The sequence below is a fragment of the Nitratireductor sp. B36 genome, from assembly GCF_020833685.1.
In the GTDB taxonomy this organism is placed as follows: Bacteria; Pseudomonadota; Alphaproteobacteria; order Rhizobiales; family Rhizobiaceae; genus Nitratireductor.
The window spans coordinates 355,317-375,418 of sequence record NZ_JACKZY010000003.1; the positions used below are offsets into that span (position 1 = coordinate 355,317).

Annotated in this window: 20 protein-coding genes; 13 read left to right on the forward strand and 7 right to left on the reverse strand. The window is 59.0% G+C overall.

Annotated features, from left to right (window positions below; genetic code table 11):
- Positions 1-23: 23 nt before the first annotated feature.
- Positions 24-1,049, reverse strand: coding sequence for a hypothetical protein (locus H7H48_RS13440; protein WP_229449570.1), 1,026 nt, complete (start codon positions 1,047-1,049; stop codon positions 24-26).
- Positions 1,046-1,621: a LemA family protein gene (locus H7H48_RS13445; protein ID WP_229449571.1), complete on the reverse strand. Its 576-nt coding sequence runs from the start codon at positions 1,619-1,621 to the stop codon at positions 1,046-1,048. Before H7H48_RS13445 ends, H7H48_RS13440 begins: the two co-directional genes overlap by 4 nt.
- Positions 1,622-1,802: 181 nt before the next feature.
- On the opposite strand from H7H48_RS13445, the gene H7H48_RS13450 reads away from it, so the two are divergent.
- Positions 1,803-3,143, forward strand: a complete 1,341-nt coding sequence (locus H7H48_RS13450) for a hypothetical protein (RefSeq protein ID WP_229449572.1) — start codon at positions 1,803-1,805, stop codon at positions 3,141-3,143.
- 23 nt (positions 3,144-3,166) lie between these two features.
- On the opposite strand, the gene H7H48_RS13455 is transcribed toward H7H48_RS13450, so the two are convergent.
- Positions 3,167-4,126 carry a DUF3137 domain-containing protein gene (locus H7H48_RS13455; protein ID WP_229449573.1) on the reverse strand — a complete coding sequence of 320 codons (960 nt, stop codon included), beginning with the start codon at positions 4,124-4,126 and terminating at the stop codon, positions 3,167-3,169.
- 167 nt (positions 4,127-4,293) lie between these two features.
- Here H7H48_RS13455 and H7H48_RS13460 point away from each other — a divergent pair, with 167 nt between their 5' ends.
- Positions 4,294-5,169 carry a lytic transglycosylase domain-containing protein gene (locus H7H48_RS13460; protein ID WP_370633383.1) on the forward strand — a complete coding sequence of 292 codons (876 nt, stop codon included), beginning with the start codon at positions 4,294-4,296 and terminating at the stop codon, positions 5,167-5,169.
- A gap of 98 nt (positions 5,170-5,267) precedes the next feature.
- On the opposite strand, the gene H7H48_RS13465 is transcribed toward H7H48_RS13460, so the two are convergent.
- Positions 5,268-5,513 carry a hypothetical protein gene (locus H7H48_RS13465; RefSeq protein ID WP_229449574.1) on the reverse strand — a complete coding sequence of 82 codons (246 nt, stop codon included), beginning with the start codon at positions 5,511-5,513 and terminating at the stop codon, positions 5,268-5,270.
- A 333-nt stretch (positions 5,514-5,846) separates the two neighbouring features.
- Between H7H48_RS13465 and H7H48_RS13470 the strand changes: the two genes are divergently transcribed.
- The 4 genes from H7H48_RS13470 to H7H48_RS13485 are packed head-to-tail and all read left to right on the forward strand — an operon-like array spanning position 5,847 to position 10,534.
- Positions 5,847-7,163, forward strand: a complete 1,317-nt coding sequence (locus H7H48_RS13470) for an NAD(P)H-dependent oxidoreductase (protein ID WP_229449575.1) — start codon at positions 5,847-5,849, stop codon at positions 7,161-7,163.
- A gap of 14 nt (positions 7,164-7,177) precedes the next feature.
- Positions 7,178-8,212, forward strand: a complete 1,035-nt coding sequence (locus tag H7H48_RS13475) for a thiamine pyrophosphate-dependent dehydrogenase E1 component subunit alpha (RefSeq protein WP_229449576.1) — start codon at positions 7,178-7,180, stop codon at positions 8,210-8,212.
- On the forward strand, positions 8,212-9,222 hold the full coding sequence (locus H7H48_RS13480; protein ID WP_229449577.1) for an alpha-ketoacid dehydrogenase subunit beta: 1,011 nt from the start codon (positions 8,212-8,214) through the stop codon (positions 9,220-9,222). The genes H7H48_RS13475 and H7H48_RS13480 overlap by 1 nt, the downstream gene beginning before the upstream one ends.
- A gap of 1 nt (position 9,223) precedes the next feature.
- On the forward strand, positions 9,224-10,534 hold the full coding sequence (locus H7H48_RS13485; protein ID WP_229449578.1) for a pyruvate dehydrogenase complex dihydrolipoamide acetyltransferase: 1,311 nt from the start codon (positions 9,224-9,226) through the stop codon (positions 10,532-10,534).
- A 171-nt stretch (positions 10,535-10,705) separates the two neighbouring features.
- Here H7H48_RS13485 and H7H48_RS13490 read toward each other — a convergent pair whose 3' ends face one another.
- Positions 10,706-11,392: an HAD family phosphatase gene (locus H7H48_RS13490; RefSeq protein WP_229449579.1), complete on the reverse strand. Its 687-nt coding sequence runs from the start codon at positions 11,390-11,392 to the stop codon at positions 10,706-10,708.
- 57 nt (positions 11,393-11,449) lie between these two features.
- Entirely contained in the window at positions 11,450-12,097 is a 648-nt protein-coding gene (locus H7H48_RS13495) for a hypothetical protein (RefSeq protein ID WP_229449580.1), read from the reverse strand.
- Positions 12,098-12,277: 180 nt separating this feature from the next.
- Here H7H48_RS13495 and H7H48_RS13500 point away from each other — a divergent pair, with 180 nt between their 5' ends.
- The 5 genes from H7H48_RS13500 (at position 12,278) to ptsP (ending at position 17,147) form a co-directional block, all read left to right on the forward strand.
- Positions 12,278-12,715: a transcriptional regulator GutM gene (locus tag H7H48_RS13500; RefSeq protein WP_229449581.1), complete on the forward strand. Its 438-nt coding sequence runs from the start codon at positions 12,278-12,280 to the stop codon at positions 12,713-12,715.
- 82 nt (positions 12,716-12,797) lie between these two features.
- Positions 12,798-13,538, forward strand: a complete 741-nt coding sequence (locus tag H7H48_RS13505) for a PTS glucitol/sorbitol transporter subunit IIC (protein WP_007009751.1) — start codon at positions 12,798-12,800, stop codon at positions 13,536-13,538.
- 14 nt (positions 13,539-13,552) lie between these two features.
- Positions 13,553-14,563 carry a PTS glucitol/sorbitol transporter subunit IIB gene (locus H7H48_RS13510; protein WP_229449582.1) on the forward strand — a complete coding sequence of 337 codons (1,011 nt, stop codon included), beginning with the start codon at positions 13,553-13,555 and terminating at the stop codon, positions 14,561-14,563.
- A 174-nt stretch (positions 14,564-14,737) separates the two neighbouring features.
- Positions 14,738-15,121 carry a PTS glucitol/sorbitol transporter subunit IIA gene (locus tag H7H48_RS13515; RefSeq protein WP_229449583.1) on the forward strand — a complete coding sequence of 128 codons (384 nt, stop codon included), beginning with the start codon at positions 14,738-14,740 and terminating at the stop codon, positions 15,119-15,121.
- Between the two features lie 37 nt (positions 15,122-15,158).
- Complete coding sequence (ptsP, locus tag H7H48_RS13520; protein ID WP_229449584.1) at positions 15,159-17,147, forward strand: phosphoenolpyruvate--protein phosphotransferase; 1,989 nt, start codon at positions 15,159-15,161, stop codon at positions 17,145-17,147.
- 9 nt (positions 17,148-17,156) lie between these two features.
- Here the strand turns inward: ptsP and H7H48_RS13525 are convergent, their stop codons facing one another.
- The gene (locus H7H48_RS13525; RefSeq protein ID WP_229449585.1) at positions 17,157-17,915 is read right to left on the reverse strand and encodes a hypothetical protein; all 759 of its coding nucleotides are present in this window, start codon (positions 17,913-17,915) and stop codon (positions 17,157-17,159) included.
- A gap of 130 nt (positions 17,916-18,045) precedes the next feature.
- Here H7H48_RS13525 and H7H48_RS13530 point away from each other — a divergent pair, with 130 nt between their 5' ends.
- Positions 18,046-19,077, forward strand: coding sequence for a sugar-binding transcriptional regulator (locus H7H48_RS13530; protein ID WP_229449586.1), 1,032 nt, complete (start codon positions 18,046-18,048; stop codon positions 19,075-19,077).
- A gap of 113 nt (positions 19,078-19,190) precedes the next feature.
- Complete coding sequence (locus H7H48_RS13535; protein ID WP_229449587.1) at positions 19,191-20,084, forward strand: LysR substrate-binding domain-containing protein; 894 nt, start codon at positions 19,191-19,193, stop codon at positions 20,082-20,084.
- Positions 20,085-20,102 lie beyond the last annotated feature (18 nt).

The window sequence follows — 20,102 nt, forward strand, 5'->3', positions numbered from 1 at the left end:
TGGGGCAGGGCGCGATGGCGAGATCACTCGACATAGCGCTTGATTGAAAGCTTGGCTGCTTCGAATTCTTCCAACATGCCAGGCAAGAGGCGATCAATGCCACCCTCGGAAGCATTTTCTCCAACCAGGGTATCCTGCGCCATGAAGAACAGCACATCATCGTCCACGATGAAACCGACATTGTGAAAACGGGTTTCCAGATCAAGCATTGTGGCCTGGGTTGCCGGTGTGAGAATGCGCAAGACATCCTGTGCAATGTCGTGCCCATTGCCGGGTGATAGCGGTCGGCCCGAGATATGAAATCTCTCGTTGAACTGTATCGATTCCGTCTTGATGTCGCGATCCAGCGGTCCCTTGTTGACAATGTTCTCCGGGCGGATCACAGCGCGAATCCCGGTTTTCCGATCGATCCAATAGGCACCCAGTAGCGAGAAGAACTGGCCAAAGCCGCCTCTGCCGCCGCGTGCATCCCTTCGCATTTCAGGCGTGCCGAGCCCGGCCTCCATCTGCATGGCGCCCACCGCAACCCACAAAGGCATATGATCCTGTTCGCTCTTGCCCCAGAACTCACCATCGAGCCGAACTCCCATAAAGGATCCCGCCTGTAACCTGGTCAGTTCGGGTATGCGCGCCTCGATCTTCTCCAGTCTCGGCGGTTTCACACGTTGCGAACGGCGTTCGTAATTGCCTTCGGAGTCGCGAACAGGGGTTCGCGCCATCTGCCATTCGAGAAACTTTCCAGTGTAGGACCAGCCTTTTTCTCGCGCAAAGCTCACACGGCGAACGAGCCGACGGCCATCAGCGTTCTCCAAGATTTCGACCAGAAATATCGAGCCAAAAGCGAGCGTGGTGATGGCGACGGGAACAATGGGAAAGCTGTCACTCATGACGCCCGCCACCATTGTCCAGACCATACCAAGAAGCGCGAATGGGAGGGGGAGACGCTTTAGCCATATCGGAAGCACTACGCCCTGCCGGGTGTTGGAAGCATCTGGCGTCTCGACCAAAATCTCCCCTTCAAACGGATCCCAGTGCCGGCGAGCACTCATGGACGGCTGCCTGGCAAACTGATTTCGGGCATCGCACGGACGGCTTCACTTTCCGTGGCGGTGAGGGAAAAAGGCTTTGCATGTTCAAGCCCCATCGCACGTCCAACCCAATTCGATGGGATCGCGTCGAGAAGCGTGTTGTAGCGCTCGACATTGGCGTTGTAGAGCCGCCTTGACGCGCTGATCTGGTCTTCCGTCTCCTCCAGTTGCCTTTGAAGTTCCCGCACATTTTCCGTTGAGCTGATCTCCGGGGTGTCTTCAGAATATGCAAGGAAGGCGTGGAGCGCGGCGGATAAGCCGCTTTCTGCTTTTTGGACGGTTTCGATGTCGCTCAAACGCGCATGCATTGCGGTTTGCCGGGCTTCCAGCAGTGCGTCGAATACTCGATTCTCCTGCGAGATTGCGCCCCGCACCGCGTCAACCAGAGCAGGAATGAGGTCGTGACGGCGCTTGAGCTGAACATCGATGCCTGAGTAACCGTTGGCCACCGCGTTCTTCGCTGCTGCCAGACGGTTCTGCAGGTAAATGAACAAGAGTATAGCTGCTGCTATTATAAGAATGGTTGTGATCATGCCTGTTCCGAATGCCTTTCCAGCCACGGTGCCTGGTATTGTGCAGTCAGACCTAGCCGCGCGCGGGCGTGATCGCGTCCCCCAAATGAGGGAGCATGCAAATCTGCCGGAATGGGTGGGAACCACATTTAAACTGCAGTAAAACTGGCTAGCTCGTATTGATGAGTGATACCCATCTCAAATGCATTCGCCTTCCGACCTGTTTGAACTCGCCCCGATCGTCTTTGTCCTGTTTGCGCCTCTCGTCTATGCGCTCATGCGCGCACGCAACGCCACACGGGATGACTTCATCTTCAATTCAGGACGAACCGGATTGCTTGCGACCATCGCCGGAATCGTGTGTGGAAATATCGGTGCAGGCACGTTTGTAGCGCTTCTGTTGTTTTCGGACGCAAGCCCGATACTCGGCGTATCCCTTGCGTTTGCGTATGCACTCGGACTCGTAATCTGTGGCGCCATTGCTCCGCGTGTTCACCGGCAGTCACAAGAATACGGCGTTCACGGGCTGGTTGACCTGATCGTTGCAGCGCACAGGGTTCGTCATCCGCTGGCGGTGTGGATCCCAATCGCTTTCGTCTTCCTGTTGCGCACGGCGGTGCAGCTTCTGGCGCTAGCCGCCATTTTATCCGCGATTATGCCGGTTTCGAACCTGGGTGCGTTGGTTCTGGCGAGCGCGTTCACTGGGATTTATACCGCCATTGGCGGGTATCGTGTGGCAACAGAGACGGATGTCTTTCAGGCAGGCGTCATTCTTCTAGGGCTCGGTGTGCTCACGGTTTCAAATGCCGGTGGCGCACCGCATATCGAAAACCCCTTCGATCTGGGACCCTATAAGTTTCCGCTGCTTGTTGGCGTCTGGCTCTTCATTCCGGTCAGTGCTGTCCTTGCGATCGACAATTGGCAAAGAATGGCCACGGCCAGAGCCCCGGGCGTCGCGCGAAGAGCCTTTCTGCTTGCCGCCCCGCTGTGCCTTTTCTGCTATTTGGGTATCGTCTGGTTGGGGCTCAAAGGCCATGCCGGTGAAGAGGTTCTCACAGTGCTGCGCGAAACCATGCCGGCTAATTGGGCCTGGCTGGCTGATGTCATGCTTATTGCGGTGCTCATGTCCACAATGGACACATTCGTCATGCCGTTGCTTACCAGTCTGAAGCAGACACGCTATACCTTGCGACAGCTCCAGTTGATGGTACTGATGTTGTTTGTCCTGCTTGCCGTCGTCGCCTACGCGCTGGGACCTCTTCTCAACTCCATCATCGCTGCATTCAGCTCACTCGTGGTGTTCCTGCCTGCTGTGCTAGCCGCGTTGCTCTTGCGTAATCTTCGCTCTGCATCGGCGGTTCTTTCATTGAATCTCGGCGTAGCGGTCAGCCTTATCCTGGTGGGAATCGATTTGAATTATGCTGCCTTTCTCGGCTTTGGAGTTGCGCTTGTGGCATATGCTGTTGCCTGGGCGTGGCCGCTCCGCAAAAGCATGCGGCCGCAGGCAAATCTCGAGCGTTCAATCAGCACCGATAGCCAATAAGAGAGGCTTTGCAGGTTGCGCGGTCAACTGTCCACGCTTTTGCCCTGGACGGTCTTTGCTGGTCTGGAACCGGCCAAACCAAGGATGCTGACTATGTCGGCCACCAGATTGAGCTCGGCCAGAATTTTATAGGCCCGTTCTTTACCGTCCCGGACTTCACCGAACACGTTTCCGATCTCGAAACGGCGGGCCATCGACCCGATCCGTATGGTTATCAGTAATTGGCTTTCCTGAAATGCCAGTGCCACACCGCGCTTGTTGTTAAAATGTTGGGTGAGCTCAAGGATCTGCTCCATGAAACGTGGCGTGAGAAGATATCGGGCTTCAAGCTGGTCGGTGGAGAACACCTCAAAGTGCTCTTCGAATTCCGGGTTTTCAAGTCGGACCTTTTCACCAGTCTGACGCAATCGCTCGATTGCGTTGCCGATCCAATCAGTGTCTGCGACCACGCAGGTCTTGCCCTTGAATGGTTTTGAGAAGCTGTAGGCAAGCATGATGCTGCGCCATTTGGCGTCTTTTCTGGAGAGCTTCCCCTCGCATAGCTCGAAGTTCACATCTCCTACTCGGCCGCTTATCCGGTCCTCCAGTTTGGCCCCTGTAAAACGCGGGAGAAGTGGATGGAAGCGAGCCAGCGGAAAATCGAAGCCACCAAGTTTGTAGTCAAAACCCAGATAGGAGCAGACGCCTCCTGTTAGAACCCGCTTATACTCGTTGGTAAGGCCCCGATATAAAAGCCCTGCCCCCAATAGACCGCCGAACCCCACGACAAAGGCGGCCAACGCGCCCGGATGATTGGCCAGGCCCAACGATGCGAGGGCTGCGATGGCACAGAACCCGATGGCGCCGACAGCGGCCAGGCCGATCACAACCCGCATCCTGTTTTTCCGCCGCTGGTTTGCGCGGACGAGGCCCGGCTTGATTTCATCGGCGTAATATCGGTCGAACTCTTCATTGGTATTGTTCATCGGCGAGGAGATGTTCATGGGATCCCGACTTTGTCTGCACGGATTGGGCTTGGCTGTCCCCTGACATTTCCCGGGCCGCTAATTTTCTGCCTCTCCCAAATTGGAGAGCCAGATGACGGGGCGAATCGAGACCTTGTCCGACTGCATTGCGGGGCATAGGCTTTTCTTGAAGAGAGGGGTTGGCGATGCGGTATCCGCGTCCTTGCAGAAAGTTCAGGCTGTTTGCCTGTTTTGGGCTGTTTCTGCTGGGGATCTCTGCCGTAGGGGCCGAGGAAGCATCCGGCGAGACCGAGAAGAACCGACTGATTGCCTCGATCTGTCGGCTGGTAGAGGTCAATGCCCGAGAAAATCTGCTGGATCCAGCATTTCTGGCGCGGCTTCTATGGAAGGAGAGCCGCTTCAATCCCAATGCTGTCAGCCCGAAAGGGGCTGAAGGCGTGGCGCAGTTCATGCCGGGCACTGCGGCGCTGCGCGGGCTGGACGATGCATTCGACATTGAGAAGGCGATACCGGCCTCGGCCGCGTATCTGGCGGAGTTGAGAGAAAAGTTCGGAAATCTGGGCTTGGCCGCTGCAGCATACAATGCCGGGGAAGGGCGCGTGTCCCGCTGGCTCGACAAAGGCGGGTTTCTGCCGTTGGAAACCGAGAACTACGTCATGGCGATTTTGGGTGCGCCGGCCGATACGTTTTCCAACCGCCAGGTTGTCATTGAAGTCGAACCTCTACACCCGGAAAAGTCTTTTGAGGCGGCTTGTCGCGAACTGCCTGTTTCAGCTCGTGCCGTGATGGCCATGACCAGCACCCATACGCAACCTTGGGGGGTACAGGTGGCAGGGCATTTTCGCCGTGATGTGGCGATCAGGTTGTGGCAGATGGTGTTGCGTCGACATTCAACACTTTTGAGAAATCATGAGCCCGTCATCACGAGAGTGCGCTCCTCTCGAGGGTGGCGTGGAATTTATGCCGTGCGCATCGGTGCGGGCAGCCGTGGGGAAGCGGTCAAGGTCTGTGATCAGTTCCGCAAAGGCGGCCTGCCCTGTGTGGTCTTGCGAAACAAATAGTCTTTCCAAAAAACTACTCGGTCGCGTCGTAAATTTGAGACGTAAAGGAAAAGGCCCGGGATAATCTCCGAGCCTTTTCTAAATTGATTTCGCAAGTATTAGCTGTTGTTCGAGATTGTGCGGCTTACGAGCTCCGGACGACCGTCCGCGCCAACCACATAAATCTCAACGTAATCATTTCCGTTCGAAGTAAATTGGTGCTTAAGAACTGAGCCAACCGGGGTTTTGCTGAGAGTTTCCTGAGAAGGACCATCAAAATTGATGCTCCCCTTGATTGGCTCAATTGCAAATGCGGGAGCGGCAACGAAAGACGAAATAACGAGGGCAGAAAGAACAGTTTTCATTTTAAAACTCCTAATAGCTTTCAACAAGCCATTCACATTCCCGTCAGGGAAATCATGATATTACTATCAGCATGGGGTGATCCCTTGCTGGTTCCTCATTTAGGGAGTGGTTGTTCGTTCTGTCAGATCGGAATTTTGAAACAGAGCGTTCACAAATGTTGGAATGTTACGATCAAGTTTGCAGGACTGTCTGTCTCGTGAACCAGCAGCCACGAGCGGCAGGTCATGGCACTCTCGCAGCGGGTCAAATGAGTGGACATTCGTATTGACACCAAAACAGATGTTCAATAAGCCTCGGGTCGAGGAAACGTCCATCTGGGAGAGTGGTCAGAAATGTCTGCCAATGTTGCGCTTACCGGTCTTGCCCGGGATCTCGAGGATCGGGCCAAATCCGGCAAGCCGATCCGTATCGGCCTTGTGGGCTCTGGCGAAATGGGAACCGATATTGTTACCCGCGTGGCTCATATGCCGGGTATCGAAATCGGCGCCATTTCGGAGCTGAACCTGCCTGCGGCCAGCCGTGCCGTGGATATCGCCTATCAGGAAGAAGGCCATGCCAAGGAAGTGGACAGCCAGTCGGCTATGACCACGGCCATGGAAGGCGGCAAGGTGGCCGTCACCAACAATGCCGATCTTCTTCTTGAAAACGATCTGATCGATGTTGTGATCGATGCAACCGGCGTTCCGGCTGTCGGCGCGGAGATCGGTCTCAAGGCCATGGAACATGGCAAGCATCTTGTCATGATGAATGTCGAGGCGGATGTCACCATCGGCGCTTATCTCAAGAGCGAAGCTGATCGTCTGGGCGTGACCTATTCGCTCGGCGCTGGCGACGAGCCGTCTTCCTGTATGGAGCTGATCGAGTTCGTTTCGGCCATGGGGCATCCCATCGTCGCTGCCGGCAAGGGCAAGAACAACCCGCTCAACATCGATGCGATCCCGGACGACTATGCCGAGGAAGCAGCGCGCCGCAACATGAATGTGCGCATGCTGGTCGAGTTTGTCGACGGTTCCAAGACCATGGTCGAGATGGCGGCAATCGCCAATGCCACGGGCCTCGTGCCGGATAAGCCGGGCATGCATGGCCCCAAGGCGACGCTCGATGAGTTGTCCTCGGTGCTCGTGCCCGAAAAGGATGGCGGTGTGCTGTCGCGCGTCGGCGTGGTGGACTATTCCATCGGCAAGGGTGTTGCGCCCGGCGTCTTCGTTGTGGCCGACATGTCGCATCCGCGCATTTCCGAGCGCATGGAAGACCTGAAGATGGGCAAGGGGCCCTACTTCACCTTCCACCGTCCCTATCATCTCACCTCTCTTGAAGTGCCGCTCACCTGCGCCCGAGTGGTGCTCTATGGCAAGGCCGACATGGTCCCGCTGGACAAGCCGGTGGCGGAAGTCTGCGCCGTTGCCAAGAAGGACATGCAGCCGGGCGATACGCTCGATGCGATCGGCGAATACTGCTACCGCGCATGGATCATGACGGTTCCCGAAGCCCGCGCTTCCAAGGCGATCCCATGCGGCCTGCTTCAGGGTGGCACGGTCACCAAACCCATCAAGAAGGGTGAACTCATCACGTCCGAGAATGCTGCACCGCCGGCCGGTTCCAAGATCGCCGAGCTGCGCGCGCGTCAGGACAAGCTCGTTTACGGCTAGACAGGAGCATGAATATGTCGGCCACGGCCAAGAAGGGCGCCGCAAAAAAAGACGGCGCCAACCAGCCTTTCATCTACAGGCACTATGATCAGGAAAAGCTGCGCGATGCGCTGCGCAAGATGTATCTGATCCGCCAGTTTGAGGAAGGCGCGGAAGAAAGCTATATGCGCGGCCTGATCCACGGCACGATGCATCTTTCCATCGGGCAGGAAGCAAGTGCCGTCGGCATCTGTCTTGGCCTCACCGATGAAGACCAGATCACCTCCACGCACCGGGGGCATGGTCACTGCATTGCCAAGGGTGCGGATGTCTCGCGCATGTTCGCCGAGTTCTTCGGCAAGATCACCGGTTATTGCCGCGGCCGCGGCGGTTCCATGCACATCGCCGATGTGTCGACGGGCAATCTTGGCGCAAACGGCATTGTCGGCGGCGGTCTGCCGATTGCCGTTGGTGCCGCGCTGACCGCAAAGAAGATGAAGACCGGCAATGTGGTCGTCTGCTTCTTCGGCGACGGTGCAAACAATGAGGGCGCGTTCCACGAGGCGCTGAACATGGCGGCCATCTGGAAGCTTCCGGTGATCTTCGTTTGCGAGAACAATGGCTATGGCATGTCGACCTCCGTCGCCCGTGCGACAGCGGTTCCCAACATTGCCGACCGCGCTTCCGCCTATGCGATGCCCGGTGTGATCGTCGACGGCAATGTCGTGTCGGATGTGGCCGAGGCTATGCACGAGGCAACCGAGCGCGCGCGCAATGGCGAGGGTCCGACGCTCATCGAATGCAAGACATATCGCTATCGCGGCCATTCCAAGAGCGACCGCAACCGCTACCGCACCAAGGAAGAGATCGAGGAGTGGATGACCGAGCGTGATCCGATCGAGGCCTTCGAATCCCAGCTGATGGAATTCGGTGTCATCGATCAGAAAGGCATCGAGGACATCCGCGAATCCGTCCGCAAGGAAATCGAGGCCGGTATCGAGTTTGCCAAGGAAAGCCCGATGCCCGAAGTCGCCAATCTTGAGAAATACGTCTACACGGAGCAGGCCTGATGGACGCGCAAGTCGAGACAGCCACGCGTGAACTGAGCTACGCGCAGGCCATCCAGGAAGCCATGGCCATAGCCATGGAGCGTGATGAGCGCGTGTTCCTCATGGGCGAGGACATCGGCGTTTACGGTGGCGCCTTTCAGGTCACCGGCGATCTGGTCGAGCGTTTCGGCACCGACCGTGTCATGGACACGCCGATTTCGGAACTGGGCGGCGCAGGTGTCGCAGTCGGTGCCGCTGTCACCGGCATGCGCCCGATCTTCGAGTTTCAGTTCTCCGATTTCGCGACGCTCGCCATGGAGCAGATCGTCAACCAGGCCGCCAAGATGCGCTACATGCTGGGTGGTGCCGTTTCGGTGCCGGTCGTCATGCGCTTTCCGGCGGGCTCCGGCACGGGTGCTGCCGCACAGCACAGCCAGAGCCTTGAAGCGTGGCTCGGCCATGTGCCGGGTCTGAAGGTCATCCAGCCGGCAACCCCGCACGATGTGAAGGGCATGCTGCTCGCGGCCATCGAGGATCCCGATCCGGTGATGATCTACGAGCACAAGCTCCTCTACAAGATGAAGGGCGAGGTGCCGGAAGGCTATTACACCGTGCCTATCGGCAAGGCCGAGGTCCGGCGCGAGGGCGCTGATCTCACCATCGTCGCCACGTCGATCATGGTGCACAAGGCGCTGGACGCTGCAAAGCAGCTTGCCGAAGAGGATATCGACGTCGAGGTTATCGATCTGCGCACGATCCGCCCGATGGATCGCCAGACGATCATCGACAGCGTGTGCAAGACGTCCCGTCTGATGTGCGTCTATGAAGGCGTGAAAACGCTCGGCGTCGGCGCGGAAATCTCCGCCATGATCGCCGAAAGCGAGGCTTTCGATTATCTCGACGCACCGGTTGTCCGTCTGGGCGGCGCGGAAACGCCGATCCCGTACAATCCGGAGCTGGAGAAGGCGACGGTCCCGCAGGTCGACGGCATCGTCAAGGCGGCCCGCGATCTTGTCACGGGAGCGCGCTGACATGGCCGTTGAAGTCATCCTGCCCAAGGTCGACATGGACATGGCGACCGGCCGCATCTCCTCCTGGCATGTGGAAGAAGGCGCGACCGTGAAGAAGGGCGATCTCCTGTTCGAGATCGAGACCGACAAGGCGGCCATGGAGATCGACTCTCCTGCCGCCGGCATCGTTCGAAACATCACCGGCAAGGAAGGCGTCGATATTGCCGTCGGTGAGGTTGTCGCCTGGATTTATGAGGAGGGCGAGGCGGTGGCCGATGCACCGGCTTCTGCGCCCGCCGAAGCCGCAGCCGAAGCGCCCGCAAAGGCTGAAGCGCCGGCCCCCGTCGAGGCCGCCGCGCCCGTTGCGGCTGTACCGGCAGCAAATGTGGAAGCGTCTTCAGGCGTTCGCGCCTCTCCGCTCGCGCGCCGTCTGGCGAAGGAAGCCGGTCTCGATCTTGCGGCGATTTCGGGCTCCGGCCCGAAAGGCCGGATCGTCAAGGCCGATGTGGAAGCCGCTGGCAAGGATGGTGGTGCGAAAGCCGCCGATGCAGCACCTTCTGCCGCTCCGTCCGCACAGCCGGCCATGTCCGACGATCAGGTCATGAAACTGTTCGAGGAAGGCTCCTACGAGCTCATCCCCCATGACAGCATGCGCAAGACCATCGCCCGCCGTCTGGTCGAGGCGAAGTCGTCCATCCCGCATTTCTACCTGACGCTCGACTGCGAGATCGACGCGCTTCTGGCGCTGCGCAAGCAGTTGAACGATGCCGCGCCGAAGGTGAAGACCGAGGATGGCGAGAAGCCGGCTTACAAGCTGTCGGTCAACGACATGGTCATCAAGGCCCATGCGAAGGCGCTCGCCATGGTTCCGGAGGCGAATGTCTCCTGGACCGAGAGCGCCATGGTGAAGCACAAACATGCCGATGTGGGCGTTGCCGTGTCGATCCCTGGCGGCCTGATCACGCCGATCATCCGCCGCGCCGACGAGAAGACGCTGTCGGCGATTTCCAACGAGATGAAGGATCTGGCCACACGGGCGCGCTCGCGCAAGCTGAAGGCGGAAGAGTATCAGGGCGGCAACACGGCCGTTTCCAATCTCGGCATGTTCGGCATCAAGGACTTTGCCGCCGTCATCAACCCGCCGCATGCGACGATCCTTGCGGTTGGCGCTGGCGAGCAGCGGGCGGTGGTGAAGGATGGCGAGGTGAAGGTGGCAACGGTGATGTCGGTGACGCTGTCGACCGATCACCGCGCGGTGGACGGCGCGCTCGGCGCCGAACTCCTCGCCGCCTTCAAACAGGTCATCGAAAATCCGATGACAATGCTCGTCTGATATGCATCCCCGGTTCGCAGAGGGGCTCGTTGCCGGGGAAGCAGAGGGGGAGCGTCCGGCATTCCTTGTGGGATGAGGGACGCTATTGGGGTGGGTAACCGGGGGACAGCCCTGGAACTTTGACCGCGTCAACTGGCGCTGCCTGGATCATCACGGGCAGCGCCATTTTCTTTACATGTCCGCCACGGTTTCACGGATGAAGCCGCGCTGGGTCAACTCGGCTTCCACCGCGTTCCAGCTTGTGCATACTGCATGGGCACCGGCGGCCAGCAGCTTTTCGGCGTGACCCTCGAAAGTATGGCTTCCTCCCGTGAAGCCGATGGCGGTCATACCGGCTGCAACGGCACCCTGTACGCCGAAGGGGGAATCCTCGATCACCACCGAAGAAGCAGGCTCGCTACCCAGCTTTTCCGCTGCGAACAGAAAAATGTCAGGTGCCGGCTTGCCGTTTTGGACCATTGAGGTGCTGAAGACATTGTCGGCAAAGAAATCTGCAATGCCAGTCACTTCAAGGCTGAGGGCAATGCGTTCCATCGATGATGATGAGGCAACACAGCGGGCGGCTTCAAGGTTACGAAGAAACGGCAATATGTCCCTTGTCGGCTTTAGCTCTTCTTCCAGAAGGGCTCTGGTCTCCAGCCAGATGTCGCCTTCGGCATGGGCAGGGAAAGCGTGACCGGTGAGTTCCTCGATGCGGACAATGATGTCGGCCTGCTTCATGCCGATGCACTGGGTAACGATATCGCGGGTCAGTGCGAGGCCATGTTTGTTGTAGACGCGTTCATAGGCGATCGCGGCCAGCGGTTCGCTGTCGACGAGGACGCCGTCGCAATCGAATATGATCAGGGGCTTGCTCATGGAAACTCCAGAATTGACGTAGAGCTGGTGTGAAAGGGAGATGACCGGTGCTGAATTTCAGCTGGCCGGGTCGGGGAAGATGGAGGGAGCGGCGATGCTTTTCCGCCCGGCCTCGACCGCGGAGCGCATGGCGTGTCTCCCTTCCACGAGGTCAGGGGCGACCCAGTTCGGCTCTGCTCCGAGAAACCGGTCGAGAAAGGCAACCGCTGTGGCGGGCATCTCACGCGTGTTTTCACGGTAAGACCACCACGTCCGCAGATCGTCGGCGCAGTGGTCAAGCCTTGGCGCCTGGCCGAATTCTTGCTCAAAGATGGCTGCGATGGCGCAGACACAATAGTTTGTATAGAGAAAGCCCTCGGGCCAGAATTTCACAATGTCTGCGTTGTCGGCACCGCGAGACACACTGCTCCCGTCCGCGACGGTGACCGGTGCGTTCCGGATCAACTCCTTGAGAGCGAGGCCTGCGGAATAAATGATGAAATCCGCTCGATCGAGCTGGGCGTAGGCTTTGTGGGCATCGACCATTTCCACCCAATCGAGGAAGACTCGGGTCAGCTTCTCTTCGTTCACCTCAAACGCGACACCGTAATGCTGCGTTACGGCTCTCGCATTGCCGCGAAACGTGGCGCGAAACCAGCGCAACTGGCGCAGCCGGTGGCGCAGATCGGGCATGACGGCAAGTTCGTTCTTGAAATCCAGATCCAACGGTGAACTCCTTGGCCTGAACAATAGCACGCCGCAGGCTGGTTCCAATCAAATAAGCGGCGCGTTCGGGCTCGGAGGAATATACAATTTGACATTTCAAAAAACAAATGTTCTTAGTTTCAGGATTGAGGTGTTTGCAGTGCGTACGCTTGGGATGAGCGTTTCGGGAGGAACGGCCTGATGGCAATATGGCAATGGGGGCTTTTGCTCCTCGCGGTCGTATGGGCATTGCAGTCCTACGGCGTGTGGCTGCAGATGCGACACTACTCCGATGTCTTCAAGGGCATTACCCACAAATACACGGACGGGTTCGTCGGGACGGGCGCCTTTCACGGGCGCTTTCTGAAGCGTGGAGCGATTGCCATCGTCGTTGTTGCTCCGGATCTTTCCGTTCGTCGCATTCTGACCATGAGCGGTCGCTCCGTTTTTGCAAAGTTCAAACGACATCAAGAGTTCGAGGGCATGTCCCTCGATCAGCTGCGGGCCGAGCCGGCGCTGTTCGGCGAAGACAAGCCGGGGCTTACTGCGGCGATTACCCAGGCGGTGGCACAGATAGACCGTACGCGCGCGGGCGATGAACCGCCGCTGCGGGAATCCCTGGCCGCAGCAAACGCATGACATACGGGACTGCACGCTCACCGGGGCTCAATCACCGGGGTGAGCAGAAGAGAGAGGGAGGACTATGTCTGTCATTTCACTAATGGCCCAGCATGCCGATACGGCTATGCAGGGGCTGCATATGGCTGGTGCTGTGGCCGGTGATGCCGCACTTACCGGCAAGCTGGCCGCCAAGGCGGCAGCAAATGATCTCGTCGTTCTGGCCCAGGCGGGCAGCGACATCTCGGTCGAGGAATTCCGGCAGAAGCTGGATTCGGTCGCCCAGGAAGAGCAACTCGGCTGGCTCACAGCCGCGGGCAAATACTTTATCGGCATTTTCCAGAAAGGCGGCGAAGTGTTCGCCGGCTTCGTCACCGGAATCATTCCGACACTGGTTGTTCTGATGACGGCTTTCTACGCCATCACCGAACTGGTGGGCGAGAAGCGCGTTCACGGCCTGGCCCAGAGCGCGGGCCGGATTGCGCTCACGCGTTACACGGTTCTTCCGGTGCTTGCGGTTTTCTTCCTCACCAACCCTATGGCGTACACGTTCGGTTCATTCCTGGAAGAGAAGCACAAGCCGGCATTCTATGATGCTGCGGTGTCCTATGTGCATCCGCCGCTCGGCCTGTTCCCGCATATCAATCCAGGTGAGTATTTTGTCTGGGGCGGCATTCTTGTCGCGTTGCTCGAGCTTGAGAGCCAGGGCGTTGTTCCCGGTGGTTACCACATCACCGTGGCCATCTGGTATGCGCTCGTCGGCCTCGTCGTCATCCTGCTCAAGGGCATGCTGACCGAGAAGATCACCGCCATCATGGCGCGCCGCCAGGGCGTTGAGCTCTAGGGGAGGGGCAGGACATGGCGAAAACATACAAAGCAGTAAAGATCACGAAGGGTTCCTCCGGTTGGGGTGGCCCGCTGGTCATCGAACCGACGGCACAGCGCAACAAGGTTGTGTCCGTTACCGGTGGTGGCATCCATCCGGTCGCACAGCGCATTGCGGACATGACCGGCGCCGAAGTTGTCGACGGCTTCAAGAGCCCGCCGATTGAGAGCGAGATGGCGGTGGTCGTTGTCGATTGCGGGGGCACGGCGCGTTGCGGTGTGTATCCGCGCAAGCGCATTCCGACCGTCAATCTCACACCCGTCGGCCAGGCTGGGCCGCTCGCCCAGTTCATCACCGAGGACATCTATGTGTCCGGTGTGAAGCCGGAGAACATTGAGATGGCGGACGGTAGCGAGGCGGCGACCGTTGCTGGCGGCGCTGCCAGCGGCGCAGAAGCTGGCGAACAGGCCACTGCCTCCGCGGCGGCACCTGCACCGTCCAACGAAGGTGGTCTTGTCGGTCTTATCAGCAGCGTTGGCCGCGTGATGGGCCGCGTGGTGGGCATCTTCTTCAACGCCGGCCGTCGCACCATCGACCAGGTGGTTCGTAACGTTCTGCCATTCATGGCCTTCGTGACCATGCTGATCGGTCTAATCCTCTACACGGGCATCGGCGATGTGCTTGCCCAGCCCATGGGGCCGCTGGCCAACAACATTATCGGCCTGCTCATCATTTCGGCCATCTGTGGCCTGCCGTTCCTGTCACCCATTCTCGGGCCGGGTGCGGTTATTGCGCAGGTGATCGGTGTGGCGATCATCGGCCCGCAGATTGCCAATGGCACGATTTCGCCCGCCATGGCGTTGCCGGCCCTGTTTGCCTACAACACACAGGTGGGCTGTGACTTCGTGCCCGTGGGCCTCGCGCTGGGTGAAGCAAAGCCGAAAACGATCGAAATCGGCGTCCCGGCGGTGCTGATCAGCCGCCAGATCATGGGTCCCGTTTCCGTGGCACTCGCCTGGGCTGTCAGCCTGGTGGTGCTGTAACCCTCGGAGGCGGCGGCTGCCTTGGGGCGGCCGCTGCCTCTCGATTACCAGATCGCCGCGCGTCCATCCGGACGCACAACGGACGATCTAAACTATTGATGGAGCATCGGAATAGCCCGAAAACCGGATTCCACTTTTCGGTCCGATGCTCCGGTTTGCATGGAGTTTTCTTGAATGTCGGTGTTTCTCAAAACGCGCATAACCGCAGTCGGTCCGGAAGTTGCGGATCTGGCGGAAGGTGGTGTCCTGATTCTGTTCGCTGATGGTGCGCCGGAGGAACTTGCCGAGGTTTCCGTTCTTCATGCGGTTCAGGATGGACCGTCTACCGATGCACCGGTGCCCGGCACGCGTGTCAGCGTTGGCGACAGTGTATCTGCAGAGATTACCGCCATGGGCGATGCAGCCTGGAACAAGGTGCGCGAGATCGGGCATGTTGTGGTGAATTTTAACGGTGCGACCGCCGTGGAGCGTCCTGGTGAGATTTGCGCGTCTGTAGTAGAGCCTGACAAGCTTGTCGCGGCGTTGAAGGCGGATGCCGTGATCACCATCGGCGCCTGACGCCGTTACGAAATCGAAGAAAAGACACGAGACCGGTATGGAACGCTCGACCATCGTCCGAGTGCAGGATGGCCTGCATGCCCGACCAGCCACCCGCTTTGTACGCCTCGCCAAGGGGTTCGAGAGTGAGGTGGAGATCGTAAAGGGAGAGAAGGCCGTTAGTGCCAAGAGTTCGGTCAAGCTGATGCTGCTTGGCGTGAAGGAAAATGACGAAGTCTCCATCCGCGCCGAAGGTGCCGATGCCATAGAGGCCGTCGATGCACTCATCGCCTATCTGGAAAACCCGCTTTCGGGGATTGAAGAGGGTGCCGGCGAGATTTCGGCGCAGCCGTCTGAACCTCAGAAAGAGGCCGCGCCTCAAAAAGCGGCCACGAGTGCCGAAAGCCCGGTAGCTGAGGCAGGGTTGCATGGTGTCGCTGCCAGCGCCGGCCTCGGGCTTGGCCCCGTCTTTGCGCATTTCCCGCAACAGATCGTGCCTGCCAACAAGACGCTTTCAGCCGAGGAAGTCGGCCCGGAGAAAAAACGCTTTGAGGATGCTGTGGTGCGGCTCCAGGAAAAGCTCGACCGCTCGCTTGCATCCGACGGTATGCAGGAAAGTGACCGTGGAATTGTCGCGGCCTTGCGTGATATTGCGTCTGATGACGCGCTGCGCGATGAGACGCTTGCCGCCATAGACGGTGGGCTTGATGCGGTTTCCGCCGTTATCGCGGCCTCGTCAAATCTCGCGGACGAGTTCCGCAAGCTGGATGATGCCTATATGGCGGCCCGCGCAGAGGACATGGAGTCCATCGCGCGGCAGATATGCCTGACGCTTCTTGGGCAGGAAGACGCCCGCCTTGATGACATTCCCGAAGGTGCAATTCTGGTTGCCGAGGACATCGGAGCCTGGGACCTGGCGCGTGCACCACTCAAGCGTCTTGGCGGTGTGGTATGCGGACATGGCGGCGCTACCTCGCATGTGGCGATCATCGCCCGCACCCATGGCATACCGGCAGTGCTCGGTCTTGGTGAGGCAGTCAACCAGTTGCGTGAAGCCAAGGAAGCAGCCATCGACGGTCATACAGGGCAGGTTGTGGTCGAGCCGGATGCGGAGACCCGTGCCCGTTTTGCGGAGATGATCGGAGCCGCCGCGCGTGAAAAGGAAGCCCTCAAGGCTTACAAGGATGTGGTGCCGCGTCGGGCGGATGGAACGGTCATCCAGGTTGCCGCCAATCTCGGTTCGCTGGAAGAGGTCGAAGCCGCCCAGGAGGCCGGTGCGATGGGCGTTGGCCTGTTCCGTACCGAATTGCTTTTCATGCGTCACATGCATCTGCCTTCCGAGGACATGCAGGCGGAAACCTATGCGGAACTCGCCCGTGCCTTTCCGGATCATCCGGTGATCGTGCGCACACTCGATATCGGCGGTGACAAGCCGATCTCCGGCGTGGAGTTTCCGGAAGAAGAGAACCCCTTCCTTGGCTGGCGTGGCATTCGCATGTGCCTTGATCGGCCGGATATCTTCAAGGTGCAGCTGCGGGCGCTTCTGCGCGCCGCCGTTCACGGCAATCTGCGCGTAATGCTGCCGATGGTTTCGGATGTTGAGGAAGTGCGCCGCACACGCGCCCTCATCGAAGAATGCGCAGCCGAGCTGAAAGCTGAGGGGGTCGCCTGCGGCGAATTTCCGCTGGGGGTCATGATCGAGACGCCGGCTGCGGTCTTCGGTGCAGCAGCACTGGCAAAGGAGGTTTCGTTCTTCTCGATCGGCACCAATGACCTGACCCAGTATGTGATGGCTGCGGATCGCCTCAATCCCTCGGTCGCCAATCTTAACGACGCGGCTCATCCGGCCGTGATGGCAGCCGTTGAGCAGGCTGCAAAGGCTGCGGAGGAAGCAGGGATCGAGATTGGCATGTGTGGTGAGGCCGCCGCGCGCCCAGATCTCATACCGGAATTCATTCGCATGGGGCTGACGGAGCTCAGCATGAGCCCGGCGTCCATTCAGGCAACCAAGAAACAGCTTTCGGAGCTGCTGGAGACCGCTGCCTGATCAAACCGTCTATGGAAGATGGGTGAGCAGGCTCTCAAAGACGGCCGTCAGGTCGGTGATCGGTTGGTCCGCCGCAAGGCTGCGGGCCATCCGGTCCCGACGCGCTGAAATGGCCATCGTGGCGATGTCGAGCAAATCCGAAGCGGGGAGACTCTCGTCGGACCCGATCAGCGCCGAGGCGAGGAGCCCCGGTGCAAAGACAAGTAGGACTGCTTTCGCATCCCGGGTGGAAGGCGACGCTGCCGGATCGTTCAAAGCGCTGCGGCAAATGTCCTGAACGAGGTGTGCAAGCATGCCCGCGATCAGTGCACGCTTCGTTTCATGTCCGGTGGCATTCTTCAGAGCCAGAACCATGTGGCCCTGCCGTTGACGTAGCGCCTCATGGGCCGCGGTGAACCCGGTTTCGCGAATCACTGGTGGCTCGGCAGGCTCGAGGGTGGCCGCCAGGATTTTTGCTGTGCGATACATGTGACGTCTGAAAGCGCGTTCACCCGCGCCGGAGTCAGTGAAGTAATCGCCGAGCGGCCATAAGACCAGTTCGTGCTGCTGCGCTCCAGGCAGAACAGTCCGAGACGTGGTTTCGGCGAGTGTCAGCGTGTCATCGAGCATGCTCGCAGCGCGTGCCAGAAGCGTCTCCATATCGCTGAAATTTCTGCCTGTGGCGGCTGTCGCCTGCCGCTCATGCCTATGAGAACGCAGAAAATCGCGTATGTCCCGCAAGCGGTCCTTAAGGTGAATCGCCATATCCTGCGAGGCATCACGAAGCATAAAGTAGTATCCTCAGGTAAGCACTTTTCCGCTACCGGGCATTGACCCGATGGCGACATCATTGTTTTGGTCTTCCCGGAAATCAAGCGAGATGCTTGTATCCGTCCCGGGGACAACGCAGGAAGACTATATGACCAAGGCCAAAGCGCACAAACAGTCCGCTGGGCAGCCCGCCGGTACGACCAGTTCTGGAGAGCTTGCGATCGTACCGGGCAGGGGAGGCGTGACCAGCAAGACGGATCGACTGCGTGTGCGCGCCGCATGGATGTATTTCGTTGAGCAGAAGACACAAAACGAAATCGCGGAGATCCTCGGCATTGGTCGGGTCAGCGTGGTGCGCATGCTTGCCGATGCGCGCGCCCGCAACGAGGTGAAGATCACAATCGAAGGTGATCTTGCAGAGATAACGCGTATCGAGCGGGCGCTTGAGAAACGCTTTGGTCTGGAACGTGCAGTGGTCGCGCCGCTCTCAGATCCTGATGCAGACCCGATACCGGCCATCAGTGCGGCTACTGGAAGTTTTGTCTCGGATGTGATGGCAACGGGCATGTCGGTTGGTGTCGGCTGGGGCCGAACGTTGTTCGGTTCCTTGCCGTTCATTCGCGCTCGACCACTGGCGGATTTCAGAGTGATCTCACTGTTGGGTGGCGTCGGCGTGGCGCGACGGTTCAATCCGGCCGAGTTTGCCTGGCGTTTTGCGCGCGCCTTTCAGGGGGACGGTTATCTCATTCCAGCACCTGCAGTCGTCGACAGCGTTGAAACCAAGACGGCCCTGATCGAGCGATGCGGTTTGCATGAGATCCTGGCTTTGGCTGATACGCTCGATGCGGTCATCGTTTCCATTGGCGGTCTGGCTTCGGCCACCACCTTTTATCGAGGTGGTTACCTCACTGAGGCCGTTCGGGCAGCCCTGGAGGAGAAGGGCGCGGTCGGAGACATACTTTACCACTTCTATGACATTGAGGGCCAATTGGTGGATCACCCGATCAACGACCGAGTGATGTCTGTCGATGTCGATCGTCTGCGGCGGGCGCCGATGCGAATCCTGACCTCAGGTGGTGAAGACAAGATCGAGGCGCTCGTCGGAGCCATGAAACTGGTTGAGCCGACAGTGTTCATCACGGACGAGGAGAGTGCTCGCAGCATCCTCGCTTATGCCTGATCGGCGCACGTCTATGAATTTCCTGCTGGATGTGTGAATTCGCTGTCCACGCGGCTATAAGATCAAAAGCGTTCAGGTCTGCGGCGGGTCGCACAGGGGAGCATTATTCGACGATGGTGGACAGGTTTGCGCGGCGCTTTTTGCCGTCCTTCTCGGTTCTGCGCAGCTTCGCATCCGCCGCGCGGCATCAGAGCTTTACCCTGGCTGCGGAGGAACTCAATCTGACGCAGAGCGCCGTCAGTCGCCATATTCGCGACATGGAAACGGCGCTCGGGTTCAGTCTGTTTCGGCGCGTGGGGCGGCGTGTGGTTCTGACGCCAGCCGGCAAAAATCTCGCCGATGCACTGGAAGACGATCTCAGCCGCATTACCCAGACCCTGCATCGAGCCATTGCAGCCGGGATGTCGGGGGCCACACTCAATGTGGCGAGCCTCCCGACCTTCGCCAGCCGTTGGCTCATTCCGCGATTGCCGGGATTTGAAAAGGCGCATCCGGGAATTGGGATCAATCTGACCGCACGCATTAATCCCTTCGACCTGGCTCACGAACGTTTCGACGTCGCCATTCATTTCGGGCGTGATAACTGGCCGGATGCGCAGCTCACCAAATTCTGCGATGAGGAGATGATTGCAGTAGCATCGCCGCAATTCATGGAGACAAACGGAGTCCATGGCCCGGCAGATCTTCTCAATGCGCCGCTTCTTCATCTCCAGAGCCGACCCGGTGCCTGGGGAGACTGGATGCACGAGGCGGGGCTACAAGACGTCCCGGCGCTTCCCGGCAAGCAGTTTGATCAGTTCACCATGGTCATCGCCGGGGCTGCGGCAGGGCTTGGGGCTGGTCTGGTGCCAGCCTACCTGATTGAAGAGGAGCTGCGCTCCGGCGTGCTGGTTCAGGTGGGGGATACCGCTCTCAAGACGCAGAACAGCTACTTCATCGTGCGGCCGTTGGGTGTAGAGAACCCCTCGGCGGATGCCTTCGTTTCATGGATCCTCGCCCAGGTTTAGCGGCACGGTCCTGTGTCG

Excerpts from the sequence above, each read along its gene's own strand:
- H7H48_RS13440 (WP_229449570.1), bottom strand. The coding sequence starts at position 1,049 with ATGAGTGCTCGCCGGCACTGGGATCCGTTTGAAGGGGAGATTTTGGTC.
- H7H48_RS13445 (WP_229449571.1), bottom strand. The coding sequence starts at position 1,621 with ATGATCACAACCATTCTTATAATAGCAGCAGCTATACTCTTGTTCATT.
- H7H48_RS13450 (WP_229449572.1), top strand. The coding sequence starts at position 1,803 with ATGCATTCGCCTTCCGACCTGTTTGAACTCGCCCCGATCGTCTTTGTC.
- H7H48_RS13455 (WP_229449573.1), bottom strand. The coding sequence starts at position 4,126 with ATGAACATCTCCTCGCCGATGAACAATACCAATGAAGAGTTCGACCGA.
- H7H48_RS13460 (WP_370633383.1), top strand. The coding sequence starts at position 4,294 with ATGCGGTATCCGCGTCCTTGCAGAAAGTTCAGGCTGTTTGCCTGTTTT.
- H7H48_RS13465 (WP_229449574.1), bottom strand. The coding sequence starts at position 5,513 with ATGAAAACTGTTCTTTCTGCCCTCGTTATTTCGTCTTTCGTTGCCGCT.
- H7H48_RS13470 (WP_229449575.1), top strand. The coding sequence starts at position 5,847 with ATGTCTGCCAATGTTGCGCTTACCGGTCTTGCCCGGGATCTCGAGGAT.
- H7H48_RS13475 (WP_229449576.1), top strand. The coding sequence starts at position 7,178 with ATGTCGGCCACGGCCAAGAAGGGCGCCGCAAAAAAAGACGGCGCCAAC.
- H7H48_RS13480 (WP_229449577.1), top strand. The coding sequence starts at position 8,212 with ATGGACGCGCAAGTCGAGACAGCCACGCGTGAACTGAGCTACGCGCAG.
- H7H48_RS13485 (WP_229449578.1), top strand. The coding sequence starts at position 9,224 with ATGGCCGTTGAAGTCATCCTGCCCAAGGTCGACATGGACATGGCGACC.
- H7H48_RS13490 (WP_229449579.1), bottom strand. The coding sequence starts at position 11,392 with ATGAGCAAGCCCCTGATCATATTCGATTGCGACGGCGTCCTCGTCGAC.
- H7H48_RS13500 (WP_229449581.1), top strand. The coding sequence starts at position 12,278 with ATGGCAATATGGCAATGGGGGCTTTTGCTCCTCGCGGTCGTATGGGCA.
- H7H48_RS13505 (WP_007009751.1), top strand. The coding sequence starts at position 12,798 with ATGGCCCAGCATGCCGATACGGCTATGCAGGGGCTGCATATGGCTGGT.
- H7H48_RS13510 (WP_229449582.1), top strand. The coding sequence starts at position 13,553 with ATGGCGAAAACATACAAAGCAGTAAAGATCACGAAGGGTTCCTCCGGT.
- H7H48_RS13515 (WP_229449583.1), top strand. The coding sequence starts at position 14,738 with ATGTCGGTGTTTCTCAAAACGCGCATAACCGCAGTCGGTCCGGAAGTT.
- ptsP (WP_229449584.1), top strand. The coding sequence starts at position 15,159 with ATGGAACGCTCGACCATCGTCCGAGTGCAGGATGGCCTGCATGCCCGA.
- H7H48_RS13525 (WP_229449585.1), bottom strand. The coding sequence starts at position 17,915 with ATGCTTCGTGATGCCTCGCAGGATATGGCGATTCACCTTAAGGACCGC.
- H7H48_RS13530 (WP_229449586.1), top strand. The coding sequence starts at position 18,046 with ATGACCAAGGCCAAAGCGCACAAACAGTCCGCTGGGCAGCCCGCCGGT.
- H7H48_RS13535 (WP_229449587.1), top strand. The coding sequence starts at position 19,191 with ATGGTGGACAGGTTTGCGCGGCGCTTTTTGCCGTCCTTCTCGGTTCTG.